The 14,355-nt window shown below is 64.6% G+C and carries 12 protein-coding genes and 1 pseudogene; 1 reads left to right on the forward strand and 12 read right to left on the reverse strand.

The genetic code is table 11. The features are described from left to right. The 11 genes from OC184_RS17645 to OC184_RS17695 all read right to left on the reverse strand — a co-directional run. Window positions 1-882: phosphotransferase enzyme family protein (locus OC184_RS17645; RefSeq protein ID WP_265508471.1), on the reverse strand; the 882-nt coding region annotated here is incomplete at its 3' end. Next, window positions 879-2,159, reverse strand: a complete 1,281-nt coding sequence (locus tag OC184_RS17650) for an aspartate aminotransferase family protein (RefSeq protein ID WP_265508472.1) — start codon at window positions 2,157-2,159, stop codon at window positions 879-881. The genes OC184_RS17650 and OC184_RS17645, both read right to left, overlap by 4 nt. 18 nt (window positions 2,160-2,177) lie before the next feature. Further along, entirely contained in the window at window positions 2,178-3,161 is a 984-nt protein-coding gene (locus OC184_RS17655; protein ID WP_265508473.1) for a LysR family transcriptional regulator, read from the reverse strand. A 59-nt stretch (window positions 3,162-3,220) separates the two neighbouring features. Continuing rightward, window positions 3,221-4,246 (reverse strand): histone deacetylase family protein, encoded by a 1,026-nt coding sequence (locus tag OC184_RS17660; protein WP_265508474.1) that lies wholly within the window; start codon window positions 4,244-4,246, stop codon window positions 3,221-3,223. Next, window positions 4,247-5,209, reverse strand: a complete 963-nt coding sequence (locus OC184_RS17665) for an NAD(P)-dependent oxidoreductase (protein WP_265508475.1) — start codon at window positions 5,207-5,209, stop codon at window positions 4,247-4,249. Next, complete coding sequence (locus OC184_RS17670) at window positions 5,193-6,482, reverse strand: ArgE/DapE family deacylase (RefSeq protein ID WP_265508476.1); 1,290 nt, start codon at window positions 6,480-6,482, stop codon at window positions 5,193-5,195. Before OC184_RS17670 ends, OC184_RS17665 begins: the two co-directional genes overlap by 17 nt. Then, window positions 6,470-8,110: an ABC transporter ATP-binding protein gene (locus OC184_RS17675; RefSeq protein WP_265508477.1), complete on the reverse strand. Its 1,641-nt coding sequence runs from the start codon at window positions 8,108-8,110 to the stop codon at window positions 6,470-6,472. Before OC184_RS17675 ends, OC184_RS17670 begins: the two co-directional genes overlap by 13 nt. Continuing rightward, window positions 8,107-8,946, reverse strand: coding sequence for an ABC transporter permease (locus OC184_RS17680; protein WP_265508478.1), 840 nt, complete (start codon window positions 8,944-8,946; stop codon window positions 8,107-8,109). The genes OC184_RS17675 and OC184_RS17680 overlap by 4 nt, the downstream gene beginning before the upstream one ends. Beyond that, entirely contained in the window at window positions 8,943-9,914 is a 972-nt protein-coding gene (locus OC184_RS17685) for an ABC transporter permease (protein WP_378927130.1), read from the reverse strand. Before OC184_RS17685 ends, OC184_RS17680 begins: the two co-directional genes overlap by 4 nt. A 64-nt stretch (window positions 9,915-9,978) precedes the next feature. Beyond that, window positions 9,979-11,529, reverse strand: a complete 1,551-nt coding sequence (locus OC184_RS17690) for an ABC transporter substrate-binding protein (protein WP_265508479.1) — start codon at window positions 11,527-11,529, stop codon at window positions 9,979-9,981. A 33-nt stretch (window positions 11,530-11,562) separates the two neighbouring features. Next, window positions 11,563-12,336 (reverse strand): class II aldolase/adducin family protein, encoded by a 774-nt coding sequence (locus OC184_RS17695; RefSeq protein WP_265508480.1) that lies wholly within the window; start codon window positions 12,334-12,336, stop codon window positions 11,563-11,565. A gap of 406 nt (window positions 12,337-12,742) precedes the next feature. On the opposite strand from OC184_RS17695, the pseudogene OC184_RS17700 reads away from it, so the two are divergent. Continuing rightward, window positions 12,743-14,012: pseudogene (locus OC184_RS17700) on the forward strand (IS3 family transposase); the annotation flags it as partial. Between the two features lie 76 nt (window positions 14,013-14,088). Here OC184_RS17700 and OC184_RS20555 read toward each other — a convergent pair. After that, window positions 14,089-14,295, reverse strand: coding sequence for an SDR family NAD(P)-dependent oxidoreductase (locus tag OC184_RS20555; protein WP_378927128.1), 207 nt, complete (start codon window positions 14,293-14,295; stop codon window positions 14,089-14,091). Between the last annotated feature and the right edge of the window lie 60 nt (window positions 14,296-14,355).

A 14,355-nucleotide genomic window follows, 5' to 3' on the forward strand; every position in this document is an offset into this window, starting at 1 on the left:
CGGCGGCAGTCGGTCGATGGTCCAGCCCACCGAGGCCAGGCAGCGCAGCAGCGTGAAGACCGGCAGCATCGCCAGATCCGCTGCGCGAAGCCCCCCATATCCCCCAATCAGCCCGTCCCGGATCGCGTCGAAATGCGGTTCGTAAAGGTTCTGGGACAGGACGGTGCCCAGGTCATAGATCCGGAAGCCGAAACCGCTGTCGTCGAAATCGATCAGCGTCATGCCATTCCCCAGAATGACGTTCTCGCGCAGGACATCTGCATGGATAAGACCGAAGTCCGGGGATCCGGCGGCATAGTCTCGCAGCCTCTCGCGGCAAAGATCGCGGACCCCTGCCATGCGGCGGGTTTCGTCGCCGCGCAACTGGGGATGGCTCCAAAATTGCCCCCATAGCGGACGGTCGCCCAGAAGCGCATCGACGTCCCACCATGGGCGGAAGAAATTGCCTGGAAGATCCAGATCATCGGTCTTGCGGTGGATTTGCGCCAGTATAGCCCCCAAGCGATGGTGCAGATCCGCCTGTTCGGCGCGGCTGCCCGGCAGCGGAACGCCACCCTCGCCCATAATGCCGCCGTCGATCCATCCAATGACCGAGGCGATGCGGCCATCCGGGCACCGGTGTAGCAAGTCACCGTCTCGCGTCCGCAGTGCCTGCGGAACCGGCGCGCCTGCGCGCGCCAGAGCCTCGCACCACCACAATTCAGACTGGATGGACTCGGCCGATTGATAACCCGTCCGGTGCAGGCGCAGCGCGCCACGCCCTAGGGGAGTCATGACGCCGAAGACAGCATTCTCGCGGTTGCGGATCAGCAACGGAGTGCCAGTCGCGCCCCAGGCGGCTCCGGCCTGGGCCGCCAGGATCAGCGCCTCGTCGTCAGTCATGGCGCCATCACCGGCAGGCGGCTCAATTCATCTTCCAGCGCATCCAGCAGCATGTCGGCGTTTTCAACTGAAAAGGGCATCGGCGGTCGGATCTTCAATGCATTGCCATGCCGTCCAATGCGGTTCAGCAGGAAGCCTCGCGCCACCATTCGCTCAACCAGGCTTTCGGTGAAGGCACTGGCGGGGGTCATGTCGGCGTCCAGCACGAATTCGATGGCAAAGAACAACCCGGCCGCACGCACCTCGGCCAGTAGCGGGTGGCGCAGGCTGTGCAGTCGCTCATGCACATGCCGGCTGACTTCAGCCGCATGCTGCTGCAGGCCCTCGCTGCGGATGACGTGCAGCGTGGCCAGGCAGGCCGCCGCCGAAACGGGATTGCCGCCGAAGGTGTTGAAATAGCCGAAGGCGTTGCGGAAGGCCGCCATGATGCCGGGACGCGCCACCGTCGCTGCGACTGGGTGGCCATTGGCCATCGGCTTGCCAACCGTGACGACGTCGGGCGCGATTCCTAGCCATTCATGGCCCCAGAAGTGGCTGCCCATGCGCCCGAAACCTGGCTGGACCTCGTCCACCAGTAGCAAGCCACCTGCCTCCTTCACGGCCCGCGTCGTTGGCTCGAAGAAACCGGGACCGACGGCAGGGATGCCCTCATTGGCGAAGATCGGGCAGATCATCATGCCGGAAAAGCCGTGGCCGCTTTGTTCCAGCTCGTGGATGGCTCGCGCGACATTGGCGGCGAAGGCTTGTGACTGGCCTTCCAGCCTGCCCCCTACCGGGCGCAGCATGTCGGGCGCGGGAACCAGCCGCACATGATCGGGATAGCCGCCGACCGGCGGGCGGCGCGTCGACAGCACACTGACGGCCGCCGTATTGCCGTGGTAGGTGTTGTCAGTGGCGATGATGCCCGTCTTGCCCGTCGCTGCCTGCGCTATTCGCAAAGCAATGTCGTTGGCCTCAGACCCGGTGCATACCATGACCGCCTGCGTCAGCCCGTGCCCCAAGGAGGCCGTCAGCTGCTCGATATAGTCCAGGACGAGGTCGTGCAGGTAACGGGTATGGGTGTTCAGCGTCGCGGCCTGCGTGGCAATGGCCTGCACCACGTGGGGGTGGCAGTGGCCCACATGCGGCACATTGTTGTAGCAGTCCAGGTACCGGGTGCCATCGGCGCCCCACAGCCACACCCCTTCGCCACGCACGATGTGGACGGGATTAGTGTAGAAGGTCGGCACGTTCGGTCCCATCAGCCGTTTGCGGCGGGCCAAAAGATCGTCAGTCATGGTTGTTCCTGACCCCGGTCAGTGCATGTGGATGGCGTCGGGGGCGCCGACGATGACATCGTCCATCACCTGAAGGAACGCCTCCTCGGCCGGGGCGTGCTGAGCCTGCGGGTTGGTGACGAAATACATGTCGGCGCTGAGGCGGCAGCCCTCGATAGGGAACTGCCACAGCTGGGTGTCGCGGCCCGACTGGCGGATGGTAGCCAGTGGCAGGATGCTGATGCCCAGGCCGGCTTCAACCATGCGGCACACCTCGGCGAAATCAGCGCTGTTGCCGCGGATGTTGTGACCCAGACCGTGGCTGTTGCGAAGGGTCACCAGCGGTTCGGGCGCCGCCCCCTCCTCGGCGCAGGTAAAGCCGATGTAACCCTCCTCGCGCAGATCCGACAGGGCGACGTCGGTTGCCCCGAACAGCCGATGTTCGCGCCCACAGAAGATCCCGTATTCCGACCTCAGGATCAGGCGGCAATCAAGGCCCGGCGCAGGCTGGACCATCAGGCAGATGCCGAAGGGTACAATCTGCTCAGCCACGTTGCGCACGATCTTGTGCGACGAGGCTACGTCGATGCGGAAATTAACACTGGGCTGGCGCTGATGCATCAGCCGCAGGCCTTCGTTGAAAAGGGCGCTAGCACTGCCAGTGACGATTTGGATGCGAATTTGCCCGGTCAGGCTGCCGCCGTCGAAGCGCAGGCGCTCCTCGGCCCGTTGGACGGCGCGGAAGATGCGCTGCGTCTCGGCGTAAAGGATCTGTCCGTGCCTGGTAAGCGTGATCCGCCGAGCGCCCCGGTCAACAAGCTGGTGGTCCAGCACGTCCTCGAGCCGCTGCAGCGCTGCGCTCACAGAGGGCTGGCTAATAGCCAGCCGCCGCGCCGCGCCGGTTATGCTGCCTTCGCTAGCGATGAAGTGGAAGGTTCGCAGCATCCCCCAGTTCGAAAGCCGCCCCCGCGGCACCGGTTGATCGTCCCCCAACAGCTCTTGCAGGTTCGAAAGGCGGCTCATGACAGGACCGTCCCCGCTTCGGGCGATCCTGTCAAGCACAGTTAAACTGGCGGCGGTCATCACAGCTCCTCGCGGCAGGCGGTGAGGAAGGAACAGGCATTCTGCGCCAGCGACGGGCCCAGATAGCCGCCTTCCTGCACAAGAACCGTCGGCAAGCCCAGGGCGGTGATGCGGCGGCCCATTTCAGCGAAGCCGTCGGGGTGGACACCCACTGCGGCCAGCGGATCGTCGGCCGCCATGTCGAAGCCCAAGGAAACAATCAGCGCTTCCGTCCCGAAATCTCTGATCATCTCCAGCGCCTGGTCCAGCGCCTCCAGCACGACGTCCTGGGACGCCCCCATCGGCAGCAGCAGGTTGCGGCAGGTTCCAGCCCCCTCGCCCTCGCCGGTCTCGTCCTCGTGACCGAGAAAGAAGGTAGGATATCCCGCAGGATCAGGATGCAGGGAGATAAACAGGATGTCGCCGCGTTCATAAAGGATGTCCAGCGATCCGTTGCCAGTATGGACGTCAATGTCGAGCAGCGCGACCTTCTTCCAGCGGCGCGTCAAGTGATGAGCAGCAATGCAAGCGTTATTGAAAAAGCAAAATCCGTTGGCCGCGGCGGCCATGGCATGGTGGCCCGGCGGGCGGCTGAGCGCATAAACCATGGGTTCACCGTTTACGACATGCTCGGCCGCCTCTATTGCAGACTGCGCAGACCAATAAATGGCGTCCCACGTCCCCTCGGTCAGTGGCGTCGAGGTGTCCGTCATCCACCAGCCCATCGCCCCGTGGATGTCAGCGGGGCAGCGCCCGCGCCGCGGCCCTGGGTGAGTGGTGGGGATGGCCAAAGCGTCTGGCGGGGCATCCGCGCGGAAGCGGGCATGGGCATCGCGGAAGAACTCGACGTAGTCGGGATCGTGGACGGCGCGGATCGGGTCCAGCCCGAAATCGCGCGGCGCCTCGACGGGAAAGCCGTTCTCCTGCAGCATGTCACGGATCAAAATGGCACGACGGGGCTGTTCGGGATGCGGCATCTCCGCCCCGCGGCGGAAATACGTTTCGGGTCCATGTTCCAGTTGGCGTGGGTCGAAGATTGCCTTCATTCAGTATCCTTTCCTTCGATCTACCGCCGTACGCGGAGTGCGGCCGGCGCGAAGATCCTCGAGGGAATCCCGAAGGGCCTTCGCCACGGCCGAAGCCGGCAGGACGCTTGCCTCGTGGGGGGTGACGACCACCAGCGGATGGGTCCAGAACGGATGGTCAGGAGGTAGGGGCTCGGTCGCGAAGACATCGAGGGATGCGCCCGAGAGGTGGCCCCGGTCCAGCGCCTCCAGCAGCGCAACCTCGTCCAGATGCTCTCCCCGGGCCAGCTGGATCAGCGCCGACCCCTGCGGCATTGAAGCCAGGAAATCGGCGTCGATCAGGCCGCGCGTGTCGGCGGTCAGGGGCAGCAGGTTGATCAGGATATCGCTTTCGATGGCCAGCCGGCGTGGGGCGTCCGGTCCCGACAACAGGCACACGGCCGTCTCCTCGTCATGCGCAAAGAGGCTCGCGGCACGCACGTCGAAGCCCAAGCCCGCCAGCGCCCTTGCCACCGCCCGTCCCATGGTGCCGTATCCGAGGACACCTACCACCGTCGACGATGGCGCCCGGAGGCCGTTGAAGCTGACCCGCGACCACTCCCCCCGCCGTGCCGCATCGAGGTAGTGACGCATGTTCCGATGGTGCCAGACGACGTGCCAGGCGGCGAAGCCTGCCATGATCGATGCCTGCTCGGGGTCGCGCACCCGCGCCACGGGAACGTCCGGCGGAAGCGACCGGTCAGCCAGAATACCGTCTACTCCTGCGGCGATCGATTGGACCAGTTCCAGATCAGGGAACGCCTGGAACGCCCCCTGCCGCGGGCGATAGGCGATGGCCAGGCGCACATCCGCATCGTCGGGCACGCCCTCGGGGCGAAACATCCTCAGGTTCGGAAGCTGCGCCAGCGTCGGCGCGAAAAGCCGCTCGAGGTCCAGCGTGTCGCATAGGTATACGCCGTCGATGGTCTCAGGCCTCATCGACATCGATCGCCTCCAGCCCGCACCATTCGGCAATGAAGAGGGCGATGGCCCCGGTGATGCGCCGGACCGACGACAGGCTGACGCGTTCGTCGAAGCCGTGGATCGCCTCGGACAGTGGGCCGTAAACCAGGCAGGGCATGCCGCCGTAGATGACGAAGACGCGGCCGTCCAGATAGCCCGGCGTCGTCAGCGTCTGCAGCGGCGCACGAGCGGCCGCCTGATGGGCACGCACCAGCGTCTGTTCGGCTTCCGTGCCTTCCTCAAGCACGTAGCCGCGGGCGAAGAAGCCGTTCCAGGTAACGGTGGGTGGGTTTGACGACAAGTAGGGATCGTCCGCCAGGTCCTGGCGCAGATGACCCTCGATCTCAGCTGCGCGGACGGCCGGATCGTCGCCCGGATAGATAGCGATGCGGCACTGCATCCTGCACCAGGCGGCCACGGTCGAGGCCCAGTCACCGCCCTCTATCCTTCCCACGTTGAAGTTGATCGGGTGGTCGAGATGTTCGAAGTGGGGATGCGCCGGCGCTTCGGCGTTCCAGCGCGCCTCGATCTTGCGCAAACTGGCGGTGACGCGGGCGGCGGCGTCGATGGCATTGGCGCCGATGCCTGCCTCGCGAACATGGACAGGCTTGCCGGCGATCGCCACCTCAAACCACAGCACGCCGCAATTGGCGCGGACCAGGCACTCGTCCTCTGGCTCCGGAATGATGGCGGCTTCGGCGGTATAGCCCGCGACCATGCAGGCCAGCGCGCCGTTGCCGGTGCATTCCTCCTCGACTACGCTTTGCACATGGATGCGGGCGGCGGGCTGCAGGCCGATGCTGCGGAGCGCGTCCAGGGCCGCAACGCAGGCGATCAGCCCCGCCTTCATGTCGCCGCTGCCCCGACCATAGAGCCAATCGCCGTCGCGCCACGGATCAAATGGATGGCGGGTCCACATCTCGTGCGGGCCTTCGGGAACCACGTCGATGTGGCCGTTCAGGATCAACGACCGCCCTGCCTCAATCCGCGGATGGTGAGTGGCAACGATGCTGGGCGCGGTCGAGGCATCGACCGAGATCGGCGAGAACCCGGGATGGTCGGAGATGGCCTTCGCATCCGTCGCAACCTCCTCGACTGCATAGCCGCGGGCGGCCAGGGCGTCGGCCATGAACCGCTGCGCCTCGTGTTCTGCGTCGCGCTTGGACGGTAGCGCGATCAGCGCCTGGGTCAATTCGATCTGCGCCTCGAAATTGGCGTCCACGGCGGCGAGGATGCGGTCGCTCAGCTCTGACATGCGGGAACTCCGGTGGCATCTTTGAGGGCGCGTTCGTAGTCACGGCCGGGAATGGCCTCCAGCAGGGCGCGGGTATAGTCATGTTCGGGCGCGGTCAGCACCGTGTCGGCGGATCCCATCTCGACCACCCGGCCCTGCTTCATGACGATGATGCGGTCGCAGACCTGCGCGGCCACCCGCAGGTCGTGGGTGATGAACAGCATCGACAGGTTCAGCTGGCGCTTGAGGTCGGCCAGCAGGTCCAGCACCTGTGCCTGAATCGACACATCCAAGGCCGAGACCGCCTCGTCCGCGATGATGATGTCGGGTTGCAGCGCTAGGGCACGGGCGATCCCGACCCGCTGTCGCTGCCCGCCCGAAAATTCATGTGGATAGCGCGTCACGGCCGAGGCGTCCAAGCCCACCAGCTCCAGAAGCTCCCGTGCCCTTGCCAGAGCCTCGGCCCGGGGCGTGCCATAGGACACGGGGCCCTCGGTCAGGATGCGCCCGATCGTCGAGCGCGGGTTCAGCGAAGAATAGGGGTCTTGGAAGATCATCTGGATGCGCCGCCGGTTCGCCCGCAGATCGGCCCCCGATAACGATGCCATGTCCACGCCCGCCATCTCGACCCGTCCGCTGTCGGGAGCGACCAGCCGGACAAGGCAGCGCCCGGCGGTTGACTTGCCCGATCCGGATTCGCCGACGATCCCGATCGTCTCGCCGGTATGCAGGTCGAAGGTCATGTCGTTGACTGCATGGACGACACGGGGGCTGGAAAATAGCCCGCCGCCGGTCTTGTAAATTTTGTTAAGGCCCCGCACCCTCAGAATGGCGGGTGCGCCCTGCTTGTCGTCCTTGGCCTCGCCGCCGGGCCCAGGAATGGCCGCGATCAGCTTTTGCGTGTAAGGGTGGCGGGCGTGCAACAGGACATCACGCGCCGGCCCCTCCTCGACGATGCGCCCGTGCTGCATCACGATGACGCGATCTGCGATGTCGGCCACCACGCCGAAGTCGTGGGTGATGAAGATCACCGCCATGTTCCGCTTGCGGCGCAGATCCTCGATCAGCTTCAGGATCTGGGCCTGCGTAGTCACGTCAAGCGCGGTCGTGGGTTCGTCGGCAATAAGGACCTTTGGTTCCAGTGCCAGGGCCATGGCGATCATCACGCGTTGGCGCTGGCCGCCCGACAGCTGGAACGGATAGGCCCGAATGGCCTTCTTCGGATCTGGCAGTCCCACTTCGTGCAGCAGTTCTAGCGCGCGCGATTGGCGGGCAACCGGGGTCAGCAGGCGATGCGCCTCGAACACCTCGGCGATCTGGGCGCCTATGCGCATCAGCGGGTTCAGGGCCGACAGCGGTTCCTGAAAGATCATCCCGATGTCACGGCCCCGCAGGGCGCGCAGGTCGCCCTCGTCGGCCTGCAGCAAGTCGCGCCCCTGGTATGTGATCGATCCTTTGACCGGCCGCACGCCTTCGGGCAGCAGCCCCATCAGCGCGTTGGCGGACATGGATTTGCCCGACCCGGACTCGCCGACGATGCACAGGATCTCTCCGGCGGCCAGTTCAAGGCTGACATCCTCGACGGCATGGGGGCGGTCGGCGCCCTTGGGCAAGGCGATCGACAGGTTGCGGATCTGAAGGATCGTCATTCGCCCCTCCTGGCCAGCCGGGGGTTCAAGGCGTCGTTCAACCCTTCGCCGATCAGATTCAGCGCCAAGACCGACAGAAGGATCGCAACACCTGGGATGAAGGTCAGCCACCATGCGGTCCGCAGCACCGTTCGCGCCGCGCCGATCATGTAGCCCCAAGACATGACGTTGGGATCGCCCAGCCCCAGAAATGCCAGTGAGCTTTCCAGAAGGATCGCCGTCGCCACCATCAACGAGGCCAGCACGATGATCGACGATACGGCATTCGGCAGCACCTGCCGGGTGATGATCTGCCGGCTGTTCTGGCCGGACAGCACCGCCGCCTCTACATATTCGCGCGAGCGCAGCGACAGCACTTCGCCGCGCACCAGGCGCGCGACCGGGGGCCAGCTGACGATGGCAATGGACAGGATGATAAAGAAGAGACTGGGCTGGAAGATTGCCAGCAGCACGATCGCCAGTGCAAAGCTGGGAATGGTCTGGAAAAATTCGGTGAACCGCATCAGTGCATCGTCAACCCAGCCGCCGAAGTAGCCGGCCAGCGCCCCCACCGGCACGCCGATCAGCAGCGCCACGACCGTCGACACCAGTCCCACCATCAGCGACACCCGCGCCCCATGGATCAGCCCCGCCAGCACGTCGCGCCCCAAGGCATCTGTGCCTAGTGGCAGGCCAGGCGCGGTGAACGGCGGCAGGAACGGCCGCTGCACCATCCGCCACGGGTCCTGCGGGTAAAGCGGCGGACCCAAAGCGGCGATGACGATCACCAGCGTCAGGATTACCAGCCCGATCAGCGCGCCGCGATTGCGGGCAAAGCGTGCAAAGCCCTTCTTCATGAGCGGATCCTTATGCGGGGATCGACGACGACATAGAGGATGTCGGTGATGAGGTTGAACAGGAGCACCATCGCGGCCGACACGAAGAACACGCCCAGAAGCACGTTGTAGTCACGCTGATTGATGGCATCGAACATCAGCCGGCCGATGCCGGGCCAGGCAAAGACCGTCTCGGTCAGGACGGCGCCGCCGACGATCTGCCCGGCCTGCAGGCCCGCTAGCGTAATTACCGGCAAGAGCGCGTTGCGCAGGATGTGGCGGCGCTGGATGACCCCGGGGCGCAAGCCCTTGGCCCGGGCGGTCTTGACGAAATCCAGCCGCGACACTTCCAGCATCGAGGCGCGGGTCATCCGCATGTAAATGGCGGTGAAAAACAACCCCAGTGTCGTGGCCGGCAGGATCAGGTGCCGCGCGATGTCCAGCCCCCGGACGAGGCCGGTATAGTTGGCGCCGATCGTCTCATAGCCGAAGCCTGGCAGCCAACCCAGCACGACCGAGAACAGCAGGGACGCCATCAGCGCGATCCAGAACAGCGGAGTCGCATAGAAGATCATCGCCACTGCCGAGATCAGGGTGTCGCCCCAGCCGCCCTGACGCGACGCCGCCAGGACACCTGCCACCACCCCCAGCACGATCGAGATGACAAATGCCGTCAACGTCAAGAGCAGCGTGGCCGGCAGGCGGTCCAAGATCAGCTGAGCCACCGGCATGTTCTGCCGGTAGGAGTATCCCAAGTCCAGCTGCGCCGCACCCTTGATGTAAAGCCACAGCTGCGTCGACAGCGGCTGATCCAGCCCGAAACGCGCGCGCAGGTCGGCTATGAATTGCTCGTCCGTAGCACCCGCCTCTCCGGCCATGACGGCGGCGGGATCACCGGGTGCCGCATGGATCAAGAAAAAGTTCAAAACTAGGATGGCCATCAGAATGACAGCCGCTTTTAGCAGCCGCGCCAGAATAAAGCGGATCAAGAACAGATCCCCCGTTGTTCGCCGGATGGATGAAGAGGGCGGGACCCTGCCCCGCCCCGTAGCGTCACTGTTCTATCCAGGCGTCGCGCAGGCCGTCGTTGATGCCGATGGCCGTCGTTACCAGGTCTTGAACGTTGCAGCGGTAGATGGTGGGAAAGCCAAGTTCCAGCAGCCAGGCGACCGGTACATCCTCGACGATGCGGTTCTGTATCTCCGTGTAAAGCTCCTGCCGTGTCTCGTCGGAGGTGCTGAGCGCGGCCTGTTCCCACAGCGCGTCGACCTCGGGGTTGCGATAGCCCGCGACGTTGTTCCAGGGCGATCCCTTGGCGATGTTGCTTTCGACATAGGTGCGCGAAACGCCCAGGGCCGGGTCACCGTACTGGTAGAGGTAGGTGAAGGCCAGGTCGAAGTCCCAGTCGGCAACCCGCTGGTTCCAGCCGGCGACGTCCGTGGCCACCAGTTCGACATTGAAGCCAACATCGATCAGGTTCTGGCGCGCGGCCTCGGCCCACCGCTGCCAGGTTTCGCCGTAAGGCAGGGGCAGCAGTTGCAGCGTTTCACCGTTATAGCTGGACTTCTCTAGGTATTCGCGCGCCAGATCGGGATCGTAAGCAATGGAGGGCGTGTCGGCCTCATGGAACCGGGTCGAGGAGGACACCGGTCCCGTGGCCAGCTTGCCCAGCCCGTTCCACAGCGCATCTAGAGCGAACTGGCGGTCCAGCGCGTGCATCACGGCCTTGCGCGTGTTCGGGTCGGTCATCGGGCCTTTGTGATTGTTCATCCACATCCAGCTATGCGGGCCGAAATACTCCCAGCCCGCATCGGTGACGCAGGTGTTCGGCAGTTCGGTCAGGCGCGGCACATCAAAATTCTCGACCGATCCTCCCGGGAGGACATCCACCGTGCCCGTCTCGTAGGCGACGGCGCGGGACGCGGCATCCGGGATGACGTGGTAGTAGACCTCGTCCAGGTAGGGCTTGCCCTCGATGTAGTAGTCTTCGTTTTTCACCAGGTGAATATAGCTGCCGCGCTGCCACTCGTTGAACTTGAACGGCCCGGTGCCGATGGGCGTGTTATTCATCTCGTTGTTGGCGAAATCCGTCCCCTCGTAGATATGCTTGGGGACGATCGGCATAGTGCCTGCCTCGAACGTACCCAGGAAGGGACCGAAGGGTTCGCGCAGCTTGAAGACGACGGTGTGGTCATCGGGAGCCTTAATGGACTCGACGTAGTCCAGCGTCGCGCGCAGGCGTGGGTGGGTCTCCCGCAGGAAGACGTCGGCCGAAAAGACCACGTCTTCGGCGGTGAAATCCTCGCCGTCGTGCCACTTAACGCCTTCCTGCAGGTGGAAGGTGTAGGTCAGGCCATCCTCAGACACCTCCCATTTGCGAGCCAGCGACGGCATCGGGTTGAGGTCGGAGTCATAACGCAGCAGACTTTCATAGATGTCGCCCGCAACCATCTGCGTCGGGCCGTTCTGCACTATCCCCATCATCAAGCTGGGGGGTTCGGGCTGGATCACCAGGTTCAGAGTTCCGCCGGCCTCCTGACCCGTGGCAGGTGTCGTGGCGAGGATGGCTGCAAGGACAAGGGGTGTGATCACCTTGTTCATCATGTTGCTCCTTGTTGGACGATGTGTCGGTCCGGCTTATGCTGCCAGATCCGGGTAAGTCTTGAGCGCAAGCCGCACGTAGGCCTCCCACTCTGGATCTTTCTTAGTGGGATCGCTCCGGAAGGCGGTCCATTTCTCGTATTGGCTGGCGGTAAACTCGGCGAGTTCGGGTGCCACAGGCCGCGGCGTCGCGCCCGAGGCTGACAGGATGGCCAGTTGCGCACGGCAGGTACGTTCCAAATTGTACATCAGTGTGAAGGCCTCCCCGACCGTGGCACCCACAACCATCAGACCGTGATTGCGAAGAACCATCGCTTTGGCACTGCCCAAATCTGAAACCAGCCGTTCGCGCTCCCCCAAATCTAAGGCTATCCCTTCGTAGTCGTGATAGGTTAGTCGATTGTAGAATTGCAGGGACCACTGGTTCAGCGGCAGGACACCTTCTTCCATCGAGGAAATCGCGACGCCCGCTGTGGTATGGGTATGGATAACGCAGGCTGCATCGGGCCGGGCCGCGTGAACGGCGCTGTGGATAGTGAACCCGGCTGCGTTGATCCCCGCGCCGAAATCGTCGCGCAGGATCTTCCCTTCCAGGTCGACCGTCACCAGGTTCTCCGCGGTGACCTCGTCAAAGCGTAGGCCATAGGGGTTGATCAGGAAGGCCTCGTCGCCCTCGGACCTGGGTGCGCGGGCAGAGATGTGGGTGAAGATGCTGTCGTCCAGCCCGAAATGCGCGATCAGCCGGTAAGCGACAGCCAGATCGCGGCGCTCGGCTGCGAGTGCGTTCTTGGGCTCGAGGGTGGTCGTCATGCCGTCTCCTTGTGCGGAAATCCTGATGTCGGGCTCGCCTGCCGCAATGAGCGGGTCTAGCCGCGGACCTTTGACTGATGCCTGCAGAGAAACCTTAGCGGGGACGAAATCCTGCAGCAAAGAGGCATTCTTTGGATGTGACATAGCCTGAGGCTATGGATGGCACCGAGCCGTGCGCGTTGCGGAGGGCCGGATGCTTTGTCGCGGCTGATCAGGCTGGGCGACATGCGCCGGAGCTTTGACGAAGGTTGGGGCAGCATCTCCTCAAGGCACTTGTGCTACAACTGGGCCGGGGCACGGTTTCTTGAGACAGCGGCGAGCGCTACTTTTCCCAGAGGAAATGGGGGTCGAGCATGGACGACAAGAACAAGTTGAGCCCTGGTGCAGCGGAGGCCTCGGCCCGTCGACGCGCGCTCCGCACGCTGGCGGCGGCGGGGCCGAGGCCGGGCCGGGGAAGCGGTTCTCGGCGAAGCGGAAGCTTGCGGCGGTGCAGCGGCTGATGCGGGGTGAGAGCCTGGAGGCGCTGTCGCGCGAACTGAGCGTTCCGGCGTATCGGCTCTCGAAGTGGCGAGACCGAGTGCTGCTGGCGGGCGAGAGCGTGCTGACGGAACGCGAGCGCGACGCGCGTGACGATGAGATCAGGCGACGTGACAGGCGAAGGTGGGCGAGATCACCATGGCCAACGAGCTCCTTTACGCGAAGATCGACAAGCTGGAGGAGCGCCGCCCTTTGGCCCCAGGGAGGTCGAGGAGATGAGCCGGATGACCTCGCCCTCCCTCCAGCGCCGCTATCCGCTGGTCACCATCTGCCGGTTCTGGGGCCTGTCAGGGGCCATCCTCCGTCGCCAGCAGGTCCGGGCGGCGGCAAGCGAACCGCGTTCTGCTCGGCGCCGCGGGCCGCAGGGCGCTGCCAGCGACACCGATCTGCTGGTGGCGATCCGGGAGGTCATCGAGGCCTCGCCCTTCACGGGGGAGGGCTATCGCAAGGTCTGGGCGCGGCTGCGCTTCCGTGGCCTGCGCACGGCAGCACGCCGGGTGCGGCGGCTGATGAAGGAGCATGCCCTGCTTGCTCCCCACCGGCCGGCACCGCAGGCGGCGCATCCGCATGACGGGACGATCGTGACGGAGCGGGTGGATCAGGTTTGGGGCACGGACATGACCGAGACCTTCACGACAGCCGAAGGCCGTGCCTACGTTTTTGTGGCCGTCGACCACTGCTCAGCGAGTTTGTCGGCATCCACGCCGCCTCCGGCGCCAGCCGGTGGGAGGCGCTGGATCCGATCCGACAGGGGAGTGCCCAGGCACTTCGGCGCGCACGACAAACGTGGCGTGGCCCAAGGTCTCGTCCTGCGCCACGACCACGGCTCGAATTACATGTCGGGCGATTTCCAGCGTGAGATCCGGTTCCTCGGCATGACCAGTTCGCCCGCCTTCGTCCGCCAGCCCGAGGGCAACGGTGTGGCCGAACGGGCGATCCGGACACTGAAGGAGCAGCTCCTCTGGGTTCGGCACTTTGCCACGGTTGAGTAGCTCCGGCTGGCGCTGGCCGCGTTCGCGGCTCTCTACAACGCCAGCTGGCTGCGCGAACGGCACGGGCACAGGACGCTCGAACAGATCCGTACCCAGCAGAGGGACCTTGAAACCGAAGCCGCCACGGAGTTCAAACTAGCGGCGTGACCGGCGCAAGGCGCTGTCTCAAAGCCGTGCCCCCGGTACACGCAGATCGCGCCTGCCATTATCGCTCGCTACTGGATCAACGGCGTGTCGCGTTCGAGATTGTTACCAGCCTTCGTGCGACAGCAATGATGATGAGCTCGTGTGGCTTTCCGCGTTTTTTGAGGTCGAGCAGCAGCAGGTCGGCTCCTTCGGACGCAAAATCCCTGGCGATGGCAAGGCCGATCCCCTGCGTGGCGCCGGTGATGGCGCTACGCCGTTCTGGAAGACGTCCAATACTCACCATTCGGCCACCGATCCGTCAGCATGGCGCCAAAGCGGGTTGCGCCACCGATGGCCGGTCGAC

It is taken from the genome of Paracoccus rhizosphaerae (assembly GCF_026162645.1).
GTDB classification, from domain to species: domain Bacteria; phylum Pseudomonadota; class Alphaproteobacteria; order Rhodobacterales; family Rhodobacteraceae; genus Paracoccus; species Paracoccus rhizosphaerae.

Excerpts from the sequence above, each read along its gene's own strand:
- OC184_RS17650 (WP_265508472.1), bottom strand. The coding sequence starts at position 2,159 with ATGACTGACGATCTTTTGGCCCGCCGCAAACGGCTGATGGGACCGAAC.
- OC184_RS17655 (WP_265508473.1), bottom strand. The coding sequence starts at position 3,161 with ATGAGCCGCCTTTCGAACCTGCAAGAGCTGTTGGGGGACGATCAACCG.
- OC184_RS17660 (WP_265508474.1), bottom strand. The coding sequence starts at position 4,246 with ATGAAGGCAATCTTCGACCCACGCCAACTGGAACATGGACCCGAAACG.
- OC184_RS17665 (WP_265508475.1), bottom strand. The coding sequence starts at position 5,209 with ATGTCGATGAGGCCTGAGACCATCGACGGCGTATACCTATGCGACACG.
- OC184_RS17670 (WP_265508476.1), bottom strand. The coding sequence starts at position 6,482 with ATGTCAGAGCTGAGCGACCGCATCCTCGCCGCCGTGGACGCCAATTTC.
- OC184_RS17675 (WP_265508477.1), bottom strand. The coding sequence starts at position 8,110 with ATGACGATCCTTCAGATCCGCAACCTGTCGATCGCCTTGCCCAAGGGC.
- OC184_RS17680 (WP_265508478.1), bottom strand. The coding sequence starts at position 8,946 with ATGAAGAAGGGCTTTGCACGCTTTGCCCGCAATCGCGGCGCGCTGATC.
- OC184_RS17690 (WP_265508479.1), bottom strand. The coding sequence starts at position 11,529 with ATGATGAACAAGGTGATCACACCCCTTGTCCTTGCAGCCATCCTCGCC.
- OC184_RS17695 (WP_265508480.1), bottom strand. The coding sequence starts at position 12,336 with ATGACGACCACCCTCGAGCCCAAGAACGCACTCGCAGCCGAGCGCCGC.
- OC184_RS20555 (WP_378927128.1), bottom strand. The coding sequence starts at position 14,295 with ATGGTGAGTATTGGACGTCTTCCAGAACGGCGTAGCGCCATCACCGGC.